The 17511-nt window shown below is 55.3% G+C and carries 12 protein-coding genes and 1 pseudogene; 3 read left to right on the top strand and 10 right to left on the bottom strand.

Features of this window, described 5'->3' with window-relative positions; genetic code table 11:
* Positions 1 to 62: 62 nt before the first annotated feature.
* A complete protein-coding gene (locus F4Y00_08550) occupies positions 63 to 4040 on the bottom strand; it encodes a carbohydrate-binding protein (protein ID MYE05003.1) in 3978 nt (1325 codons plus the stop codon).
* Between the two features lie 113 nt (positions 4041 to 4153).
* Between F4Y00_08550 and F4Y00_08555 the strand changes: the two genes are divergently transcribed.
* From F4Y00_08555 to F4Y00_08565, 3 genes are read left to right on the top strand one after another with little or no spacing between them, the layout of a single operon-like run.
* Positions 4154 to 4675, top strand: coding sequence for a hypothetical protein (locus F4Y00_08555; protein MYE05004.1), 522 nt, complete (start codon positions 4154 to 4156; stop codon positions 4673 to 4675).
* An 18-nt stretch (positions 4676 to 4693) separates the two neighbouring features.
* Positions 4694 to 5734, top strand: a complete 1041-nt coding sequence (locus F4Y00_08560; protein ID MYE05005.1) for a potassium channel protein — start codon at positions 4694 to 4696, stop codon at positions 5732 to 5734.
* 30 nt (positions 5735 to 5764) lie between these two features.
* Positions 5765 to 6772, top strand: a complete 1008-nt coding sequence (locus tag F4Y00_08565; protein MYE05006.1) for a L,D-transpeptidase — start codon at positions 5765 to 5767, stop codon at positions 6770 to 6772.
* On the opposite strand, the gene lepB is transcribed toward F4Y00_08565, so the two are convergent.
* From lepB to F4Y00_08610, 9 genes and pseudogenes are all read right to left on the bottom strand, one after another.
* Positions 6734 to 7801 (bottom strand): signal peptidase I, encoded by a 1068-nt coding sequence (gene lepB / locus F4Y00_08570; GenBank protein MYE05007.1) that lies wholly within the window; start codon positions 7799 to 7801, stop codon positions 6734 to 6736. The genes F4Y00_08565 and lepB overlap by 39 nt on opposite strands.
* 95 nt (positions 7802 to 7896) lie before the next feature.
* Positions 7897 to 8709, bottom strand: a complete 813-nt coding sequence (locus F4Y00_08575) for a hypothetical protein (protein ID MYE05008.1) — start codon at positions 8707 to 8709, stop codon at positions 7897 to 7899.
* 18 nt (positions 8710 to 8727) lie between these two features.
* Positions 8728 to 10536 (bottom strand): elongation factor 4, encoded by a 1809-nt coding sequence (gene lepA, locus F4Y00_08580; protein MYE05009.1) that lies wholly within the window; start codon positions 10534 to 10536, stop codon positions 8728 to 8730.
* Positions 10537 to 10592: 56 nt separating this feature from the next.
* On the bottom strand, positions 10593 to 11204 hold the full coding sequence (gene lspA, locus F4Y00_08585; GenBank protein MYE05010.1) for a signal peptidase II: 612 nt from the start codon (positions 11202 to 11204) through the stop codon (positions 10593 to 10595).
* 36 nt (positions 11205 to 11240) lie between these two features.
* Positions 11241 to 11609, bottom strand: a pseudogene (locus F4Y00_08590) (molecular chaperone DnaK).
* Positions 11610 to 11776: 167 nt separating this feature from the next.
* Complete coding sequence (locus F4Y00_08595) at positions 11777 to 14962, bottom strand: isoleucine--tRNA ligase (protein ID MYE05011.1); 3186 nt, start codon at positions 14960 to 14962, stop codon at positions 11777 to 11779.
* Between the two features lie 40 nt (positions 14963 to 15002).
* Entirely contained in the window at positions 15003 to 15839 is an 837-nt protein-coding gene (locus tag F4Y00_08600; protein ID MYE05012.1) for a purine-nucleoside phosphorylase, read from the bottom strand.
* 58 nt (positions 15840 to 15897) lie between these two features.
* Positions 15898 to 16629 (bottom strand): DivIVA domain-containing protein, encoded by a 732-nt coding sequence (locus F4Y00_08605; GenBank protein MYE05013.1) that lies wholly within the window; start codon positions 16627 to 16629, stop codon positions 15898 to 15900.
* A 146-nt stretch (positions 16630 to 16775) separates the two neighbouring features.
* Complete coding sequence (locus tag F4Y00_08610) at positions 16776 to 17501, bottom strand: YggS family pyridoxal phosphate-dependent enzyme (GenBank protein MYE05014.1); 726 nt, start codon at positions 17499 to 17501, stop codon at positions 16776 to 16778.
* Positions 17502 to 17511 lie beyond the last annotated feature (10 nt).

A 17511-nucleotide genomic window follows, 5' to 3' on the forward strand; every position in this document is an offset into this window, starting at 1 on the left:
GATTTTGAGGTTACTGCAGGAATTCTTTGCGTGAGGAAACCCCCTTTCTTTTCGAACAGAGTTTAATGAAGCAATACGAAACGCTGCGTCGTCGTACCTGACGGGGTAGTTAGGCGGCACAAGTAGATGCCGCTTGCCCACTGATCCGCCGTTAGTGCTGTTCGGTGGGTACCAGGTGCCCGTTCCTCGTCGAGCAAAGTGGCTATACGCCGTCCCAGCATATCGAAGATTTCCAGCGTAACCCGCTCCGACTCAGGCAGTGAAAACGTGATCGTTGCGTGCTGCTGCAGCGGATTGGGATGAATCGACGCGAGGAGCGGTTGCTGAGGCAGTTCATCATCCTCGATCGATGTTATTATGGAGGCAGGGGTCAGCACGCGCGCGGGCACGACAGCTTTGCGTGTGGAGGCACTGCTCCAAAGCAAATGCGCCTGGGCCAATCCGCGATTCTTGAAATACTCCATCCGAACGGCGTAGTCCCGTTGGGCTTCCAACTGAAGAGGCGAACTGCTTGCCTCGGTAGCGGCCTGATTCCGCCACTGGTCAATGACGAGCATGTCATCAATCCACAGGCGGACCCCATCCCTGTTGCCGGTAGCGGTGTAGAACGTATACGCCTCGTCGTGTTGGGCCTCGATGAAACCTGTCCATTGTACGCTGAATGTGTCGCTGCCCAGGTTTGCCAACGGTGCGTCACCGGCCCAATTGAAGTTAATCTGTGCATCGACGCGCTCGGTAGGCTGACCGGTAAAATCGATTGTGTCGTAGTACATCGCATGGAGTCCTTCCGGTTCTCCAGGGTCCAGCGCTATCCCGGGCCCATGGAAATCCATCCAGTTGATATTGAAAAGGCCGTCGTCGCCCGGATTGTTTTTGAAAACAAGGAAAAGCTCATGGGTCCCGCCCGGATCGGTGAGCGCCGCCGTTACGTCACGGTAGAGCTGCCACTCCCCCGTGCGCTCTACGTGCGCCGTACCGATAAGCGGTCCATCAGGGGTATCGGTGCGTATTTCGATGCGGCCGCCGGGCCCCGCCGAGGCAACACGGAAGGTGACAAATCCGATATTACTCAGGTTGACAGGCGACCAGGAGACATAATCGCCGTGTTCGATGTAGCCAATGTTTTGTCCCCCGCCCAGCACATCACCAGTTCTTTCGAGTTGGACGCCATTATTCGTCGTGAAGTGCTCGGCCTCGAGGCGTTTGGGATGCAGGATATGCTGCGACCGTGCTGTCAGCGTGCCCGCGTCGCCTACCCCGCTGTCGGTGTAGCTGGCCTCGACGATATAAAACAGGTTATCGGCAGGGCCGCCGTGGGCGTCGATGATCGTCATTACGCCCTCACAGGCATTGAATTGATCAAGCGGATGACTGTGATCGTTGTGGCCGACGAAAGGTTGGAAGATCATCTCGTCGCAACCGAGGCTGCCATCTGCGGTGGAGCCGTCCTCCGCGTCGTTCACGCTGAAGGCAAACGCCACCTGATCGCCCCAGTCAAAGAAGCCGCCGTCGACAGGGTTCGTGAGTGTAATTGCGGGCTGTGTATTACCTGCGATGATGTCAACCGATGCCGTCGCCTTATTATCGGTGGCGTCGGTAACCGTTAACTGTGCGGTAAATATGCCTGCCGCGTTGTAGGTGTAGGTGGGATTCGGGTCCGTGGTGTCCTCCGTACCGTCGCCGTCGAGATCCCAGGAGAATGTGAGTCTGTCGCCCGGATCGGGATCAAAGGAATCCTGGCTGGAGAATTGGACGGTTAGCGGCACCGGCCCGGAAGTCGGCTCGGCGCCGAGAATGGCCACCGGAGCGCGTGCACCGCGCACGTAGTTGATACGTACGAGCTTCGAATCGTCGTTGCCGCCGCCAAGGCCTGTACCCCACTCCAGCAGGTAAAGCGACCCCTCCGGTCCGGCTTTCATGGTTATAGGCCGCAACAGTTCGATATCTGCTGCAAAGGGATTGATGACAAGTATGTCGCCGTTGTCGTCGAGCTTCACCTCACGGATCCAGTTCCGGGACCATTCAAAAATAAAGACCGTGTCGTCGTAGTAAGCAGGAAGCTTGGTTTTGGAATCAAGGTCGGGGTCGAAATGATACACCGGGCCGGACATCGCCGCTCGCCCGCCAGAACCAAGGACCGGAAAGGTGGATGAGGGACCGTAGGGATACCAGATCCACGCCGGCTTCGCAGGCGGCAGATTGACCCTGCCTGTGTTGTTGGGTGAGTTGTTGACGGGAGCACTGCAGTTGAACGGTGCGCCGGATGTTTCGGTGGCGAAGTCGTAATCCACGTAGGCCTGGTTCTTGCCAATGCAATAAGGCCAGCCATAGTTACCGGCCGTGCGAGCCCGATTCCACTCATCGAGTCCTTCCGGCCCCCGGTTCGATAGCGCCGCACCAGCGTCAGGGCCTATGTCGCCCCAATAGAGCCAGTTGGTCTCCGTGTCGAAAGCGATGCGAAAAGGGTTGCGCAAACCCATCACGTAGATTTCGGGGCGTCCCGCCGTACCGTCGGCCGGGAAAAGATTGCGGGAAGGGATCGTGTAGCTGCCGTCGGGCTGTGGAGTGATACGTAGTATCTTGCCTCGCAGGTCGTTTGCATTGGCCGATGTTCCCTGCGCATCCCACGGCGCTCGGCCGGACCGTTCGTCGATCGGCGCGAATCCGTCCGACTCGAAAGGGTTCGTATTATCCCCTGTGGCGATAAAGAGATTGCCTGCACCATCGAACACCATTGATCCTGCGGAATGACAACACTGTTCGCGCTGCACCGGAATCTCCAGGAGCACCTGCTCGGAAGTCATATCCAGCATATCGCCGACGAGCGTAAACCGGGAAACGTGCTGTTTCGCCACGTCGCCGGCAGGCGAATAGAAGAGATAAATCCAGCCGTTGTCGACAAAGTCCGGGTCGAGTACGATGCCGAGGAGGCCGTCTTCGTTACTCGTTACGACAGGGAGTGACGCCACAGTGGTGGTGAGCCCGGTACCTGGCGTATAGAGACGTAGCCTGCCTGCCCGCTCCACGAAGAAGACGCGTCCGTCCGGCGCTACGGCCAGGTCCATCGGGTTGTCCGTATTGGCGTCGAGGATTGCCTTTTCGAAATACCCGTCCACAGTGGCCCCGCAATCTCCCGGCGCCACCCCGGCGGCGTATCGAATGCCCTGCAGCAGATGTTCGCGATAAGCCGGCTCGTCAAAACTCCCCTCCGTGTGTCCCCCGGCAGTATACCAGGACCGCCCCCCTTCATAGTCGTGGCACCACATAATCGGATGGTCGCTTCCCATGCTGCCGCCCGAATAGGTTGTCTCGTCAATGGTGGCCAGCACATGCACCTCGCCGCGCGGGTTATGCCGGAAGTTGTACCATTCGTCTGTGCGTTGCCAGCGTTTAGGCAGCATCTCTGTCGAGGGGTGCACTGCATCGGCCACCTTCACGGTACCTGTCTGGATGGCAGGATGGCTATGGAAATAAGCTCCCACCAGACCGCCGTAGAATGGCCAATCGTATTCGGTATCCGCTGCCGAATGAACCCCGACAAAGCCTTTACCCATGCGAATGAAACGTTCGAAGGCAGCCTCCTGCTCGGTGTTCAGCACGTTGCCGGTAGTGTTGAGGAAGATGATGACCTGGTATTGCGCGAGATTGGCGTCGGTGAAAGCGCCAGCGTTTTCGGTAGCATCTACCGTGAAGCCTCCTTGTGCGGCCAAGTCGCGCACGGCAGCAATGCCATGGGGTATGGAGGAATGCCGGAAGCCTGCTGTTTTCGAAAAGATGAGCGCTTTGAACGTGGCGGGGGCAGGGACAGGGCTCAGCCCGGTAAGCAATAGAACCCCGAGCAATAACACAAAAATATTGAAAAACCCCACCGACGTATTGCGGAGGGCGTATCGCCAAAACCGCTTCGTCCTATGCATCCGCTTTCTATGAGATGGCTTACCACATCTATTGCGAAGAGGATTATACGCAAAAGTAGCAAGAAGTATTTTCAAGGAGATTATACAGCGAATGACTACGAAGCCCTTTGGCAACTTTTGCATTTAATCCCCATCTTTTTGAATAACTCCCGGCCGGAAAGCCTGCTGTGGCGAACGTGTTCCGCGTAAAAACGTATGGGTACGTTACAGACATACACCATTCCGTATATACGCATATGATCGAACGCTCCCTGCCCGATCTCTTCACCCATCTTCCCGACGATGCTCGCATTTGGATATATGCGGCGGATCGCGACCTGAATGAGCTCGAAGAAAACAGGGTCGTCGAAATCCTGCAGGAGTTCTGTGCCTCCTGGGAATCACACGGTCGTCCCGTAGCAAGTGGCGCGGCTATGGTGGAGAGCCGGTTTGCTGTCATAGCCGGCCATATTCCGGGGGAAGACATTTCCGGATGCGGTATCGATGCATCGGTTCATGCGCTTGATAAGGCCCATGCCGAACTGGGCATTGAATGGTTGCCGTCGTTGCTGGTGCATTACCGGGATACTAACCAGGTTATCCGCTCCGTATCCCGGGCGCAATTTCGAGCAGGCGCCGAAGCCGGTGAAGTACATCTGGAAACCACTGTGTTCGATCTGGAAATGCAGCGGCTCGGGGATATGAGGGCCGGCAGGTTCGAACAGCCGGCCGGCGCCACCTGGCATCGTCGTGTATTTTCCTTGTCGTGCACCATTTGATAGACATCCCGCTTGGGTATGGCTGTACATAACCCGCTTGCCTGGTTCGACACCACTGTCCGGGAAATCGTTGGCGTCTTTTTTTTCCTGATCGTACTTGTTGCTGCAGGGGCGGTGGGTTATATGCTGATTGAGGGATGGGACTGGATGGACGGATTATATTTTACGTTCATTACCTTGACCACCATAGGCTATGGGGAACTCCACGAGCTTTCGACGACGGGCCGGTTTTTTACCATTGTGATCGCTGTGCTTGGTATCGGCGCCGTCGCTTTTATCGCGGGTCGCAGCGCACAGGTGCTTCTGATCGGGCGTAATCTCAGGGAAGGCCGTATGAAAAGACAGATTAATCACATGAAAAACCATTACATCGTTTGCGGATACGGCCGGGTGGGAAAACGTATCGTTAAAGATCTGATCAGGGCCGGAGAGGCGTTTGTTGTTATCGACCGGGCCGAAGAAGCGATCGAATCGTTACGCGAGGAAGGAATTCCCTTCCTCGAAGGAGATGCCGAAAATGAGAAAATCCTGAATGGGGCGGCACTGAAATCGGCAAAGGGCCTGATTCTTGCGACGCCCGAAGACAGTACGAATGTTTTCGTTAGCCTCACCGCGCGCGGAATCCGGGAAGACTTGTTCATTCTTTCTCGTGCAAACTCACGGATAAATGCACAAAAACTTCTTCATGCCGGGGCAAATAAAGCCATTGCCCCTGACGAGATAGGCGCCAGGCGCATGGCGCAGGTTATTCTGCGGCCACATGTCGATCGGTTCATGGACGAGGTGTTTCATGCCGAATCGCTCGACCGGGCAATGGACGAGGTAACGATACGGGAAGGCGCCGAAATCATCGGTCAATCCCTGGCGCAAAGTAAGTTCAGGCAGCAGTTCGACCTGATCGTTATTGCGGTCATAGACGGAGCGACTCGGGAAATGTGCTTCAATCCGAATGCCCGGGATGCCATCAAGGCGCAGGATATCCTTATCGTACTCGGACACCCGGAGATCATTCAGCGCCTGCGCGAACAGCACGGCATTCCCGTCATACCGCATGGATAAACTCCACTATACACATTGCATCCTGGCATAATGATCTCTGTCCCTAAACAGCTTCTCGGTGTACTCCTGCTCATGACAGGGAGCCATGCTGTTTCGGCGCAATCCTACATCAATCAGCAGGACATCGAAGATGTGCTGGAGAAGTACCGTGTCGAGACGGTGGATGAACTTCCGGGGGTGGAGTACGACTATTTTGTACTGGGCGACGGCAGAGGAAGCACGGTTCTTGCCCGCAACAGTTTTTACAAGATCATGGGCGAGGGGGATGCAAGGCAGGGCCATGCCCGCTCCAAACTGGTTGAACTCCTGAATCGCCGGTTGATGGGTACCGTACAGATTGGAGACACGCTGGTCGTTCCCCGGCAATTCGAGACGGATTTTCGGGCCTATGCGCCGTTTCCGTTGCAATATCCGGCGGCAAGGGAATTCGACAAACTGTTCATCATTCACAAAACCATACAGGCCTGGGCCGCCTATGAACATGGGGACCTGATGCGTTGGGGAATCGTCAATACGGGAACACCGTCGAATCCAACCCCGCAAGGTCGTTTCAACTTCAACTGGAAAACCGAATACCGTATATCCACGCTGAGTCCGCCCGGCGAACGCTGGGAAATGTACTGGGTATTTAATTTTCATAACCCCCGGGGAATACACATCCATCAATATCCCATGCCGACAGGCGGCCCCACCAGCCACGGGTGCGTTCGTCTGGTGGAAGTCGATGCGAAATGGATCTACGAGTGGGCCAATCCCTGGCAGGTGGACAACGGCCGGGTGGACGCAGGATCTGTAGGCAGCCGCATCATTCAGCAGGGAACCACGGTGCTTGTCATCGGAGAAGACCCTGAAAACGCTCCCGTTCCGTTCATCGCCGGAGAAACACCGGTGCTGAGACGAATAGAGTTACCGGACCATCCGTACGATGTGCCGCCGGGTACAGATCAGCAAAAACGCTTCGACAGGCTGCGCTCCGAAAAAATCGGCCCGACCCCATCGCTAATCGATAAAACTGAAGAGTCTTCCGAAGCGGGGTAGCATCGCATCCCCATCCCAGGAGAAATAGATCAGCACTGCCTTACCCACGACGTGATCCATGGGTACGAACCCCCAGAAGCGGCTGTCTTCCGAATTGTCCCTGTTATCCCCCATCACGAAGTAATAATCCTGCCGGAAGGTATAGGAAGTGACCGGCTTCCCATCCACTTCGAAGGCGCCATCGTTTGTCTGTCGTACTGAAAGTCCCTCGTACCGGGAAATAGCAGGCGCATAGATAGCCCAGTTCTCATCCGTCAGCGTAATGGGGACACCCTCTGCAGGGATGGTTACCGGTCCAAAATTATCAGGCGTATACCCTCGCCCCGGAGGATACATCACCATATTGTAGTATCCGGCGCGTTCCGGCACGATAGCCGGCTCGACACGGTCAATCCATGACCATCCTGCTATGGTTTCCGCTGCCTCGCTGGTAGCCTGTATCCGGACCACATTCATGTCCGACATCGCCTGAAACTCGGATACCCCCAATTCCCGAAGCGCCGCCCCGGAAAGGTGCATGCGCGGGTCGTTTTTATGCACATCCCAATATTGCTGCATATTCTTCTGCAGAGGTAGGACACTGCCATCTGTATGGACGACCTTATCAATTACTTCCAGGGTTTCTCCGGGCATTCCCACTACCCGCTTGATATAGTGTGTTTTGCGGTCTATCGGGTGGTCATCAGGGGGAAAATTGAACACGATGGCGTCTCCCCGTTTTACTCTGGTAAAGCCGGGAAACCGGGTGTGAGGCAAGCGGAAATCCCTTATGTAGACCGGGGTAAAGGGAATGCCGAGCGTCATGGGCGTCCGCGTACCGTAGTGTATTTTCGAGACGAAGAGATAATCCCCGACGAGCAGACTCTTCTCCATGGAGGGGGTGGGAATCCTGAAAAGATCGAAAAGAAGCGTTCTCACGATCAGCATAACCACAAGAATGAACACGAATGCATCCGTCCATTCCCTGATAGCGCTTTTACGCTTGGGTCCTCCGGCTGCACGTTTGCTGCCACCCGTCGAGGAAGCCATGCGGGCCAGACGGTCGTTTTTCGATGCGCGGCGTTTTTTTCGGCCTGTTGGAGATGCTGCCAAAATAGTATCCGGTCGATTGATTGCTGCGTTAGTTAATGATCGGACTTCATGTCGAAAGATGGTCGCCCTTGTCCCATGTCCGGAGGGGGTATTCCTTCGAGAAAAAAGCGTTCCCCGTCAAAACCGGTTAAAAACCAGGATTCCAAAGCGCTCACGTAGTAGTAATCCGCATAGGGTGCGTGTACGGCTTTCTCCAGCACAGGATGCAGGAGGGCCTGTTTGAGTTTGGGCAAAAGGTCCCGGTACTTGCAATCCGTCATCGTCACCACTCCTCTTTCGAAGGGGCCGTTGACATCCACGACAATCACAGGAATGGTGTCGTTCAGGGCGAACCGGTATTCGAACTGGATATATTCGGAAATAGTCTCGCCGGTGCCGATCTGCTCTATCACGGTGCTGGTGGGCGGGCCGAAGTACGCTTCCAGCATGGCTCGTAGTTGCCTCGTAAGCATCGTATCAACGGGTATGCGCTCGTTGCTTCCAATGTACGCCCACTGCGTGCTCCCGAATGTCTCTTCAAATACGCCGATTTCGGATGCGGAAATCGGGCGCACACTGTGCACCAGAGGAGATGGCTCGGGATATCGCAGCGCATGGAATACAGCCATCTGTTCCCGTACCGACTCACTTACCCAGGGAATCTGATCCAGGGGTAATGGCGCAGCGCGCAGGCCCCGGCGCAAAAAGATGTTTTGCGCTTCCGTCCGCAGGCGGGCCTCCTGATACATCTCAAGCAATGTGCGAGTGGACTCGGCCGATTGACATGCGGCATCCATAGCGCCCCATACCGCATTTCCCGGCTGCAACAATATTCCCAGCAACACAAGGGTTCGTAACCTTCTCATCGAAATCCCCGCCCGGTTCTAACTCTCCATGGAGAGCACAGCCAGAAAAGCTTCCTGAGGCACCTCGATTCTGCCCACCTGTTTCATGCGCTTTTTTCCTTCTTTCTGCTTCTCGAGCAACTTCCGTTTTCGGGAAATGTCACCCCCGTAACATTTGGCCGTAACATCTTTACGAAGGGGTCTCACTGTTTCGCGGGCAATGACCTTGTTACCAATGGCTGCCTGGAGGGCTACCTCGAACATTTGCCGCGGGATGAGCTCCTTCAGTTTCTGCGTAAGCTTTCGCCCCATGTCATAGGCCTTATCTCTATGAACAATGGTCGAAAGCGCGTCCACGGGATCTCCATTGATCAACACATCCAACTTGACCAGCGCACTTTCCCGGTATTCCAGAAACTCGTAGTCGAACGATGCATAGCCCCGGCTGCAACTTTTCAACTTGTCGTAGAAATCGAAGACGATTTCCGCAAGAGGAAGTTCGTACTGGAGGTTCACTCGTTCTTCGCCGAGATACGACTGGTTGACGTAGACGCCGCGCCGCTCCTGACACAATTGCATCAGGTTACCGATGTATTCCGCCGGTGTAATGATTTCAGCTTTGACGATAGGCTCCCGAACGCTCTCGATGTCGCTGCGGGCAGGCATACTGCTGGGATTGTCGACAATATGCACATCTGTGTTGCGAACAAGCACTTCGTACTTGACGTTCGGCACCGTCGCGATAATATCCAACCCGAATTCGCGGTCGAGGCGCTCCTGAACAATCTCCATATGGAGCAGGCCCAGGAATCCGATGCGGAAACCAAACCCCAACGCGACAGATGTTTCCGGTTCGTAGGTTAGCGCGGCATCGTTGAGTTGCAGTTTCTCAAGCGAGGAACGCAGGTCGGCAAAATCATCGGGGTTCGTCGGATATACCCCGCTGAATACCATGGGCTTTACTTCCCGGAAGCCCGATATGGGCGCCTCAGCCGGTCGGGATTTCAGCGTAATGGTATCTCCTACACGCGTGTGTCCTACGTCCTTCACCGAGCCAATCACATAGCCCACCTCCCCTGCACACAGTTCATCCACCGGTTGCATGGAGAGACGAAGAATACCGATCTCCTCGGCATCGTATTCCCGGGCGTTCGACATAAAGCGCATCCGCTCGCCCTTTTTCAATGAGCCATCGAAAATCCGCGTATATACAATGGACCCGCGGTACGGATTGAATATCGAGTCAAAGATGAGTGCCTGAAGCGGGGCGTCAGGATCTCCTTCCGGCGCCGGGATTCGCTCGATGATTTCTTCCAGCAAACGGTCCACTCCCCGGCCTGTTTTGGCGCTGATCTGGATGATATCCTCTGCTGTGTCGCCCAGCAGGTTCTCGATAGACCGAGCCACCACATCGGCGCGGGCATTCGGCAGGTCTACCTTATTGATGACGGGGATGACTTCCAGATCGTTTCCGAGGGCAAGGTGCAGATTGGAAAGCGTCTGTGCTTCAATGCCCTGCACGGCATCCACGACCAGAATAGCTCCTTCACAGGCTTTCAGGGCCCGCGAAACTTCATAGGTAAAATCCACATGCCCCGGCGTATCGATAAGATTCAAAACATATTCCTGACCGTTTGCCGCTTTATAGCTCATGCGAATTGCATGGCTTTTGATCGTGATCCCCCGCTCCCGCTCAAGATCCATGCTATCGAGCACCTGCGCCTGTAACTCGCGCTCGCTAAGGGTACCTGTCTGTTCAAGCAACCGGTCGGCAAGGGTACTCTTGCCGTGATCGATATGCGCAATGATACAGAAATTACGTATCCGGCTTTGTCTTTCGTCGGACATGTATATACCCTGTCAGAATGGACCTGTACGAATCGTCCCGCCAGATTCCGGTTGCACTACTCCTTGATGGAAACGCCGCGCTCGAAAACCGCTTCCGGGGTCTCGGTCGTTTTTTCTTCCTTGTCTTTCTCCATATCACTTCCCTCCCGTTCGTGTGCGTACCGGACGCATTTCTTGTGCAGGATGATAATGCCCGCCACACCGCATACGATGGCCATGTCAGCCACATTCCATATCGGAAACAGCGAAATATACATGCCGCCGACAACGGGTATGGATTCGGGAAGGAATCCGCTCCATATGTTCACATGAATAAAATCGACTACTTTCCCGAACAGCAGGGTATCCCCGTAAAAGACACGATCAATGATATTGCCGACGGCGCCACCCAGAATAAGCGCCAGACTTGCCCGATACGGATAGTAATCGTGCCGGACGCGGTAGAGATAAAATACGATCAGGGCCGTCGCCAGCATGGAAAACACGGTCACGACAGATGTTGGCCCTGGCGTAATACCGAACGCCATGCCAGGATTCTCCGTGAACGTGAGTTTTAACCAGTCGCCAAGGACAGGAATCTGCTGGCCGCGATACATTGTGCGCAGCACGAGCAGTTTGGTGGACTGGTCAAGAAGGATGACAAGACCAGAAATCCAGAGGACGCGTATCATAATCGAAGCCCTTGACCGCCACCCGGAATCAGCCTACCCCTTTTGCTTTGCCTTGGCCTCTATCGACATCTCCGTGTGCGGTACGACCTCCAGGCGCTCTCTGGAAATGGCTTTGCCGGTCACTCTGCATATCCCGTAGGTCTTGTTCCTGATACGCTCCAGCGCACGATCAAGGTAGCCCACGTATTTCTTCTGGCGCGCCATCATCAGGTACAGTTTTTCGCGTTCCATGGCGTCGGTTCCCGCATCGGCCATGTGAAAGCTGTACGCGGTATCGTTTTCGGCCTGCTCCCGCACATCGTCCAACTGCATGCGCATCCGGTCGATGTCCTCAACAGCTTCCATGCGCCGAGACAGGATAATCTGCTTGAAATATTCGAAATCTTCGTCGGAAAACCACGTGTTCGTTCGGGCTTCAGCCTGCGCGGAACCAGCTTCTTCCTTACTGGCTTCCGACGCCGATCTCTTTTTGGATGATTTCTTGACAGCCATGCCCAAAGTTACACTGCGGGGAGCATTCCCCGGCGGCTTTCTCCATCTCCGGATATGCCGCAACCGTGTTTGTTTTGTTATGAATTTTCAATACGGCGGACACCCACATGAAGCATCTCTTCTCCGATCCGGAAGGTATCCAAAACATCCCCCTCCGGCGTGTGGGCTGCATTAAACTCAAGCGCCAGGATCTCGTTCCGTATCCAGGCGCCGTGCCGGAGAATAACGCCGGATAAGCGCTCCGTGGTCCGGTACTCGACCAGAATACGGTCCGTTACCTCAAAATCATTTCCTTTTCGCAGATTTTGCATGCGGTTGACGATTTCCCGAGCCTGCCCCTCAGCGACCAGTTCTTCCGTACGTGTGGTGTCCAATGCCACCATTATATCGTTCTCCTGCCCTACAAGCCATCCGGCCACCTCTTCACTCGTTACCTCAATGTCTCCGGGGCCCAGTTCAATACACTGATCCTCCACGTGTATGGTGATCGTTCCTTCTTGTACATACCTGCCGATCTGTGCGTCATCGAGCGCTCGGACCGCCTGGTTGACGGCCTTCATCCATTTTCCGAGACGGGGCCCCAAACGCTTGAAATCCGGACGGGCCGAACGCTTTACAATCCCGCTTGAGCCGGAGATATACTCGATAGCCCGGACATTAATCTCATCGAGGATAATGGTACGAACCTGCTCTATATCGCTTTCGGAGACATGCTCCCCGGTAACGACCAGAATGCGGGAAAGCGGTTGCCGTACATTGATTTCGCTGCGGTTTCGCATTGAAAGAGCAATGGACGAAATGGTCCGGGCCAGCGCCATGCGCCGTTCGAGATCCGTGTCGATTTCGTTCCCGGCCGGTTCGGGGAAGGATGCCAGATGTACGGATTCGCACCCTTCCTTGCCTGTGCCGGCCTCGAGAGCACGATGTAACCAGTCACTGAAAAACGGGGCAATCGGGGCCATCATGCCGGCAATAGCCACCAGGCATTCATACACAGTCTGGTAAGCTGCTTCCTTGTCGCTGGTGGTATCTGCTTCTTTCCAGAACCGCCGGCGCGATCTGCGGATGTACCAGTTGGAAAGCTCTTCCACGAACCGCTCTATCCCGCGTGCGGCCCGTGTCGGATCATACGTATGATATGCCTCATCCACCTTGCGAACCGTACTGTGTAACAAGCTCACAATCCAGCGATCCAGTTCGGAGCGTTCATGCACGGGAATCCGGGCCTTGTCGTACGAAAAGCCGTCTATATTGGCATAGGTGGCAAAAAAGGAATAGACATTTTCGAGCGTACCGAAAAATTTCCGGAGCGTGTCGCCAAGACCGCGTTCGGAAAACTTGATGTTTTCCCACGGCGGCGAGTTGCTCATCATGTACCAGCGCACGGTATCCGCTCCGTAGCATGCGATCGTTTCGAACGGATCCACCGCATTGCCCCGGGATTTGGACATCTTTTCCCCGTTCTCATCGAGAACAAGTCCGTTGACAACGACATTTTCGTAGGCCACCGAGTCCATTACAGCCGCTGCCAGCACATGCATTGTGTAGAACCATCCCCTGGTCTGGTCAATGCCCTCTGCAATAAAATCGGCCGGAAAATGCCGCTCGAATTTTTCCTTGTTATCGAATGGATAATACCACTGTGCAAACGGCATCGAGCCTGAATCGAACCATACGTCGATTACTTCGGGGACGCGGCGCATCGTTCCGCCATCCGGTGCAGGCCAGGTCAGGGTATCCACGAAAGGCCGGTGCAAATCGATATCCTTGTCGTGCTCCGGAAGCTGGTCTTCGCACTTCTCCCGCAGTTCCGCCATGGACCCGATCACCTCTATATAATCGGACCCCTTTTTGTCCGACTGCCAGATCGGAAGCGGAGTCCCCCAGTATCTGCGGCGACTCAGCGCCCAGTCCACATTGTTTTTCAGCCATTCGCCAAAACGGCCCGTACCCATGGCCGACGGCTGCCAGTGGATCGTATCGTTGAGTGCAATCATCCGGTCTTTAATCGCCGTAGTCCGAACGAACCAGCTTTCTACCGGGTAATTCATGAGCGGCGTACCCTTTCGCCAGTCATGCGGGTAATTATGGAGATGCGTTTCCTGCTTGTACAGCAGCCCGCGATCCCGCAAGTCCCGGACAATCGGTTTGTCCGCATCCTTGAACCATTGCCCGCTGACAAGAGGAACCTTATCCGTAAAGCGCCCCCCGGCATCCACCGGATTGAACAAGGGCAACCCCTCCTTTTGCGCTACAGCATGGTCATCTGCGCCGAAAGCCGGGGCAAGGTGCACGATGCCTGTCCCGTCTTCCGTGGATACGAAGTCGGCTTCCACCACGCGCCAGGCTCCTTGTTTGCCGCCCTCGTCGAGAAAATACGGGAAGACAGGGGTGTAGGTCATGCCCACCATATCCCTGCCCTGAAATCTCTGGATGATTTTATAGTCGGCATCAAGCACATCCAGACGCTCTTCGGCAAGAATCAGACATTCTCCGTCTCGCGAGGGAGTATCCAGACGCACCTTCACATATTCGATGTCGGGGCCGACCGCAAGCGCCGTATTGGAAATGAGCGTCCATGGCGTAGTCGTCCATGCCAGAAAGACTGTGTCCTCCTGGTCTCGCACGGGGAACCGTACATAGAGGGAAGGATCTTGCACCTCCTCATAACCGAGGCTGACTTCGTGGGATGAAAGCACCGTCCCTGAACCGGGACTGTACCACTGAATTTTGTGCCCCTTGTACAGCAGCCCTTTCTCATAGATTTTCTTGAGAAGCCACCATTCCGTTTCGATATACCTGTTTTCGAAGGTGACGTAGGGATTATCCAGATCGACCCAATAGCCCATCTTTTTCGTCAGGTCATCCCATACCTCCTTGTATCGCAGGACGCTTTCGCGGCATTTTTCGTTGTATTTGCCGATTCCGTATCGCTCAATGTCTTCGCGCCCCGCCAAACCAAGCGCCTTTTCCACTTCAATCTCGACCGGAAGCCCATGCGTATCCCAGCCGGCCTTGCGTTCCACATAGAAGCCCTTCATCGTTTTGTACCGGCAGAACACATCCTTGATGGTTCGCGCCATCACATGATGAATGCCGGGACGCCCGTTTGCGGTGGGCGGGCCTTCGTAGAACGTGAAGGCCTTGCGGTTTGCCCGTTCGCCTACGCTTTTCTCGAAAACGCGGCGCTGTTCCCACCAGGCCAACATCTCGCGCTCCAGCGCAGCGTGATCGAATCGCTTTACTTCTTCAAACCTGGGCATGGATGGAGGGCCGACACGGCATGGCGGGCAGGATAGACCCTCATGCGCCGATTGCCGATACGATTTCCGACACGAGTCGGGTCAAGAGGGGTTCCGCCTTTCCTGCGGCGGCGATAATTTCTTCGAGCGAAACAGCCTCGAGCGCATCGGGAAAACATTCGTCGGTTACAACCGAGATGGCAAGTACGCGCATATTCATATGGCGAGCCGCAATCACCTCGGGAACGGTACTCATTCCTACGACATCCGCACCCCATGCGCGAAGCATCCGGTATTCTGCCCTCGTTTCGAGGTTGGGTCCCGTAACCGACACATATACACCCCGGTGCAGTTTGATTCCTGCCTCGAGAGCCTTTTCTTCCGCCAGTTGCTGCAGCGCCTCGTCATAGGGCGCGCTCATATCCGGAAACCGTTCTCCCCAATCGTCGAGGTTCGGGCCGATCAGGGGGTTGGCGTTCTGAAAATTGATATGGTCCGATAACAACATCAATTCCCCCTTTCTGTACACGGGGTTCATACCGCCGGCCGCATTGGAGATAAGCAGCGTATCCACGCCAAGGACACCGAATACCCGAACGGGAAACACGACGGTTTGGGCATCATATCCTTCGTACAGATGAAAACGTCCCTGCAATGCATACACCGGAACGCCGGCCAGCGTACCTATCAGCAGACGGCCCGAATGAGATTCCACCGTGGACAGGGGAAACCCCGGAATTTCTTCGTAAGGGATGATCGCCTCGGCGTCGATCTTTTCCGCAAGTTCGCCGAGGCCTGTTCCCAGGATCAACCCGATGCGGGGGGACAGACCGGTCCGCGCACGAATGGCTTCGGCAGCGGTTTCCACATTCCGGCAATATGCAACGGCATCAAACATAATCAGTCAGGTTTCAGGTAGTCAGTACTTAGGCAGTGCTGTGCACCGCCGCGCTTTTCTAATCGAGATCGCTCAAAATGCGACGGATGTGCTGGATATCTGAGGATGAATCCTTGTCGCCACCGGCTTCTCCTTCTTTCGCATCTTCTGTTTCCGGAGTTTCTTCGATCTTCTGTGCGCCGGACGGCTTATCCGACGTTGCTTTGGTGCGTGCATCCGTTGTTTGAGCGGTTTCCTTTTTCGTACGGGCAGCGGATTTCCCCTTGGCCGTTTTGCCCGCGGGCGACTGCATCTTTGCTTCGCCTTCGCTTACCGCATAGAGCTTGTTCAGAACTACCGAAGCATGCTCTTCGTAGCGTGCCAGCAGTTCGGTCTCGGACGTAAGCAGGGCACGCAGCCTTGCCATAAGCTCCAGGCGGTAATCGTTCAACCGGGATGCTTGCCGGCGAATCTCATTGACCGTCTGCTGTGCATGCTCTTCCGTCTGCCGCGCTTCGAATTCCGCTTTCTCTATGAGCGCCCGGGCTTTTTCCTCTGCATTTCGAATCGTTTTTTCGGATGATTCCCGCGTGATGCGCAATGCTTCTTCAAGCGCCTCCTCCACCTTTTCGTAGTGATCGAGTTTTGCCCGCAGTTCCCCCAGTTTGCTGTCAAGTCCCTGGCACTCGTCCCTGATTTCCTCCCATTGGGTAGCTACCATCTGCAAAAACGCACCCACCTCTTCCGGATCATAGCCCCGGAACTTGCGGGAAAATTCCTGTTTCCGTATGTCGAGCGGGGTTAATTTCATGATGCAAAACGCTTTATACCGGGAGGACCAAGATTACGCGTCCGCAGACATCAAAGGACGATCATCGTATATCATTGCAAGATACTGAATTTTTTCCCCGCGCGTGGTAAAACGAAGCCGGGCGAAATGGATGTTTTCCAGGTTTTTTACTGAATCCGTTCTCCAAACAGGGCGCTCCCGATCCGCACGTGGGTAGCCCCCTCTTCAATCGCCTCCTCAAAATCCCGACTCATCCCCATGGATAGCTGCTGCATGGAGATGTTCGCGGCAATCTGTGCCGGGAAAGTGTCGAACAGGGTGCGCATGTTCCGGAATTCGCGGCGGATCTTGTCCGGCCCGGCATGAAGCGATGTCATGGCCATCAGGCCTTCCACCCGGATATGTTCGCAGCGGGCCACTTCGTCAAACAGCGGCGCTACTTCGTCGGGCTGCACTCCGAATTTGCTGACTTCGCCGGAAATATTGACCTGCACCATACAGGGCAACACCCGTTCTTCTGCTTTTGCCCGTTCGTTCAATGCCCTGGCAAGGCGGGCGCTGTCCAGCGCATGAAAACAATCCGCAAACCGGGCCACATCCCTGGCCTTATTGCGCTGCAAATGCCCGATCATGTGCCATGCCCTGTTCCCTCCTTTCCAGCGCCCCGGGGTTTCCGTGCACTTTGCCACCAGTTCCTGCACACGATTCTCCCCGAAATGGCATACTCCGGCCCTGATTGCCGCTTCCACAGCCGCTATGGGGAAGGTCTTGGATACGGCAATGAGCGTAATCTCATCGGGTGAACGATCAGCCCTGCGACATGCATCCGCAATACGCGCCCGGATACTGAGCACATTGCGAGAGATTGCCTCCATGTCCATGGGTCCTGCCATTGCCTTTACC

The sequence above is a fragment of the Bacteroidetes bacterium SB0662_bin_6 genome (genome assembly GCA_009839485.1).
Lineage (GTDB): Bacteria > Bacteroidota > Rhodothermia > Rhodothermales > VXPQ01 > VXPQ01.

Coding starts and splice junctions, on each gene's coding strand:
- F4Y00_08550 (MYE05003.1), bottom strand. CDS start 4,040: ATGCAAAAGTTGCCAAAGGGCTTCGTAGTCATTCGCTGTATAATCTCC.
- F4Y00_08555 (MYE05004.1), top strand. CDS start 4,154: ATGATCGAACGCTCCCTGCCCGATCTCTTCACCCATCTTCCCGACGAT.
- F4Y00_08560 (MYE05005.1), top strand. CDS start 4,694: ATGGCTGTACATAACCCGCTTGCCTGGTTCGACACCACTGTCCGGGAA.
- F4Y00_08565 (MYE05006.1), top strand. CDS start 5,765: ATGATCTCTGTCCCTAAACAGCTTCTCGGTGTACTCCTGCTCATGACA.
- lepB (MYE05007.1), bottom strand. CDS start 7,801: ATGGCTTCCTCGACGGGTGGCAGCAAACGTGCAGCCGGAGGACCCAAG.
- F4Y00_08575 (MYE05008.1), bottom strand. CDS start 8,709: ATGAGAAGGTTACGAACCCTTGTGTTGCTGGGAATATTGTTGCAGCCG.
- lepA (MYE05009.1), bottom strand. CDS start 10,536: ATGTCCGACGAAAGACAAAGCCGGATACGTAATTTCTGTATCATTGCG.
- F4Y00_08595 (MYE05011.1), bottom strand. CDS start 14,962: ATGCCCAGGTTTGAAGAAGTAAAGCGATTCGATCACGCTGCGCTGGAG.
- F4Y00_08600 (MYE05012.1), bottom strand. CDS start 15,839: ATGTTTGATGCCGTTGCATATTGCCGGAATGTGGAAACCGCTGCCGAA.
- F4Y00_08605 (MYE05013.1), bottom strand. CDS start 16,629: ATGAAATTAACCCCGCTCGACATACGGAAACAGGAATTTTCCCGCAAG.
- F4Y00_08610 (MYE05014.1), bottom strand. CDS start 17,501: ATGGCAGGACCCATGGACATGGAGGCAATCTCTCGCAATGTGCTCAGT.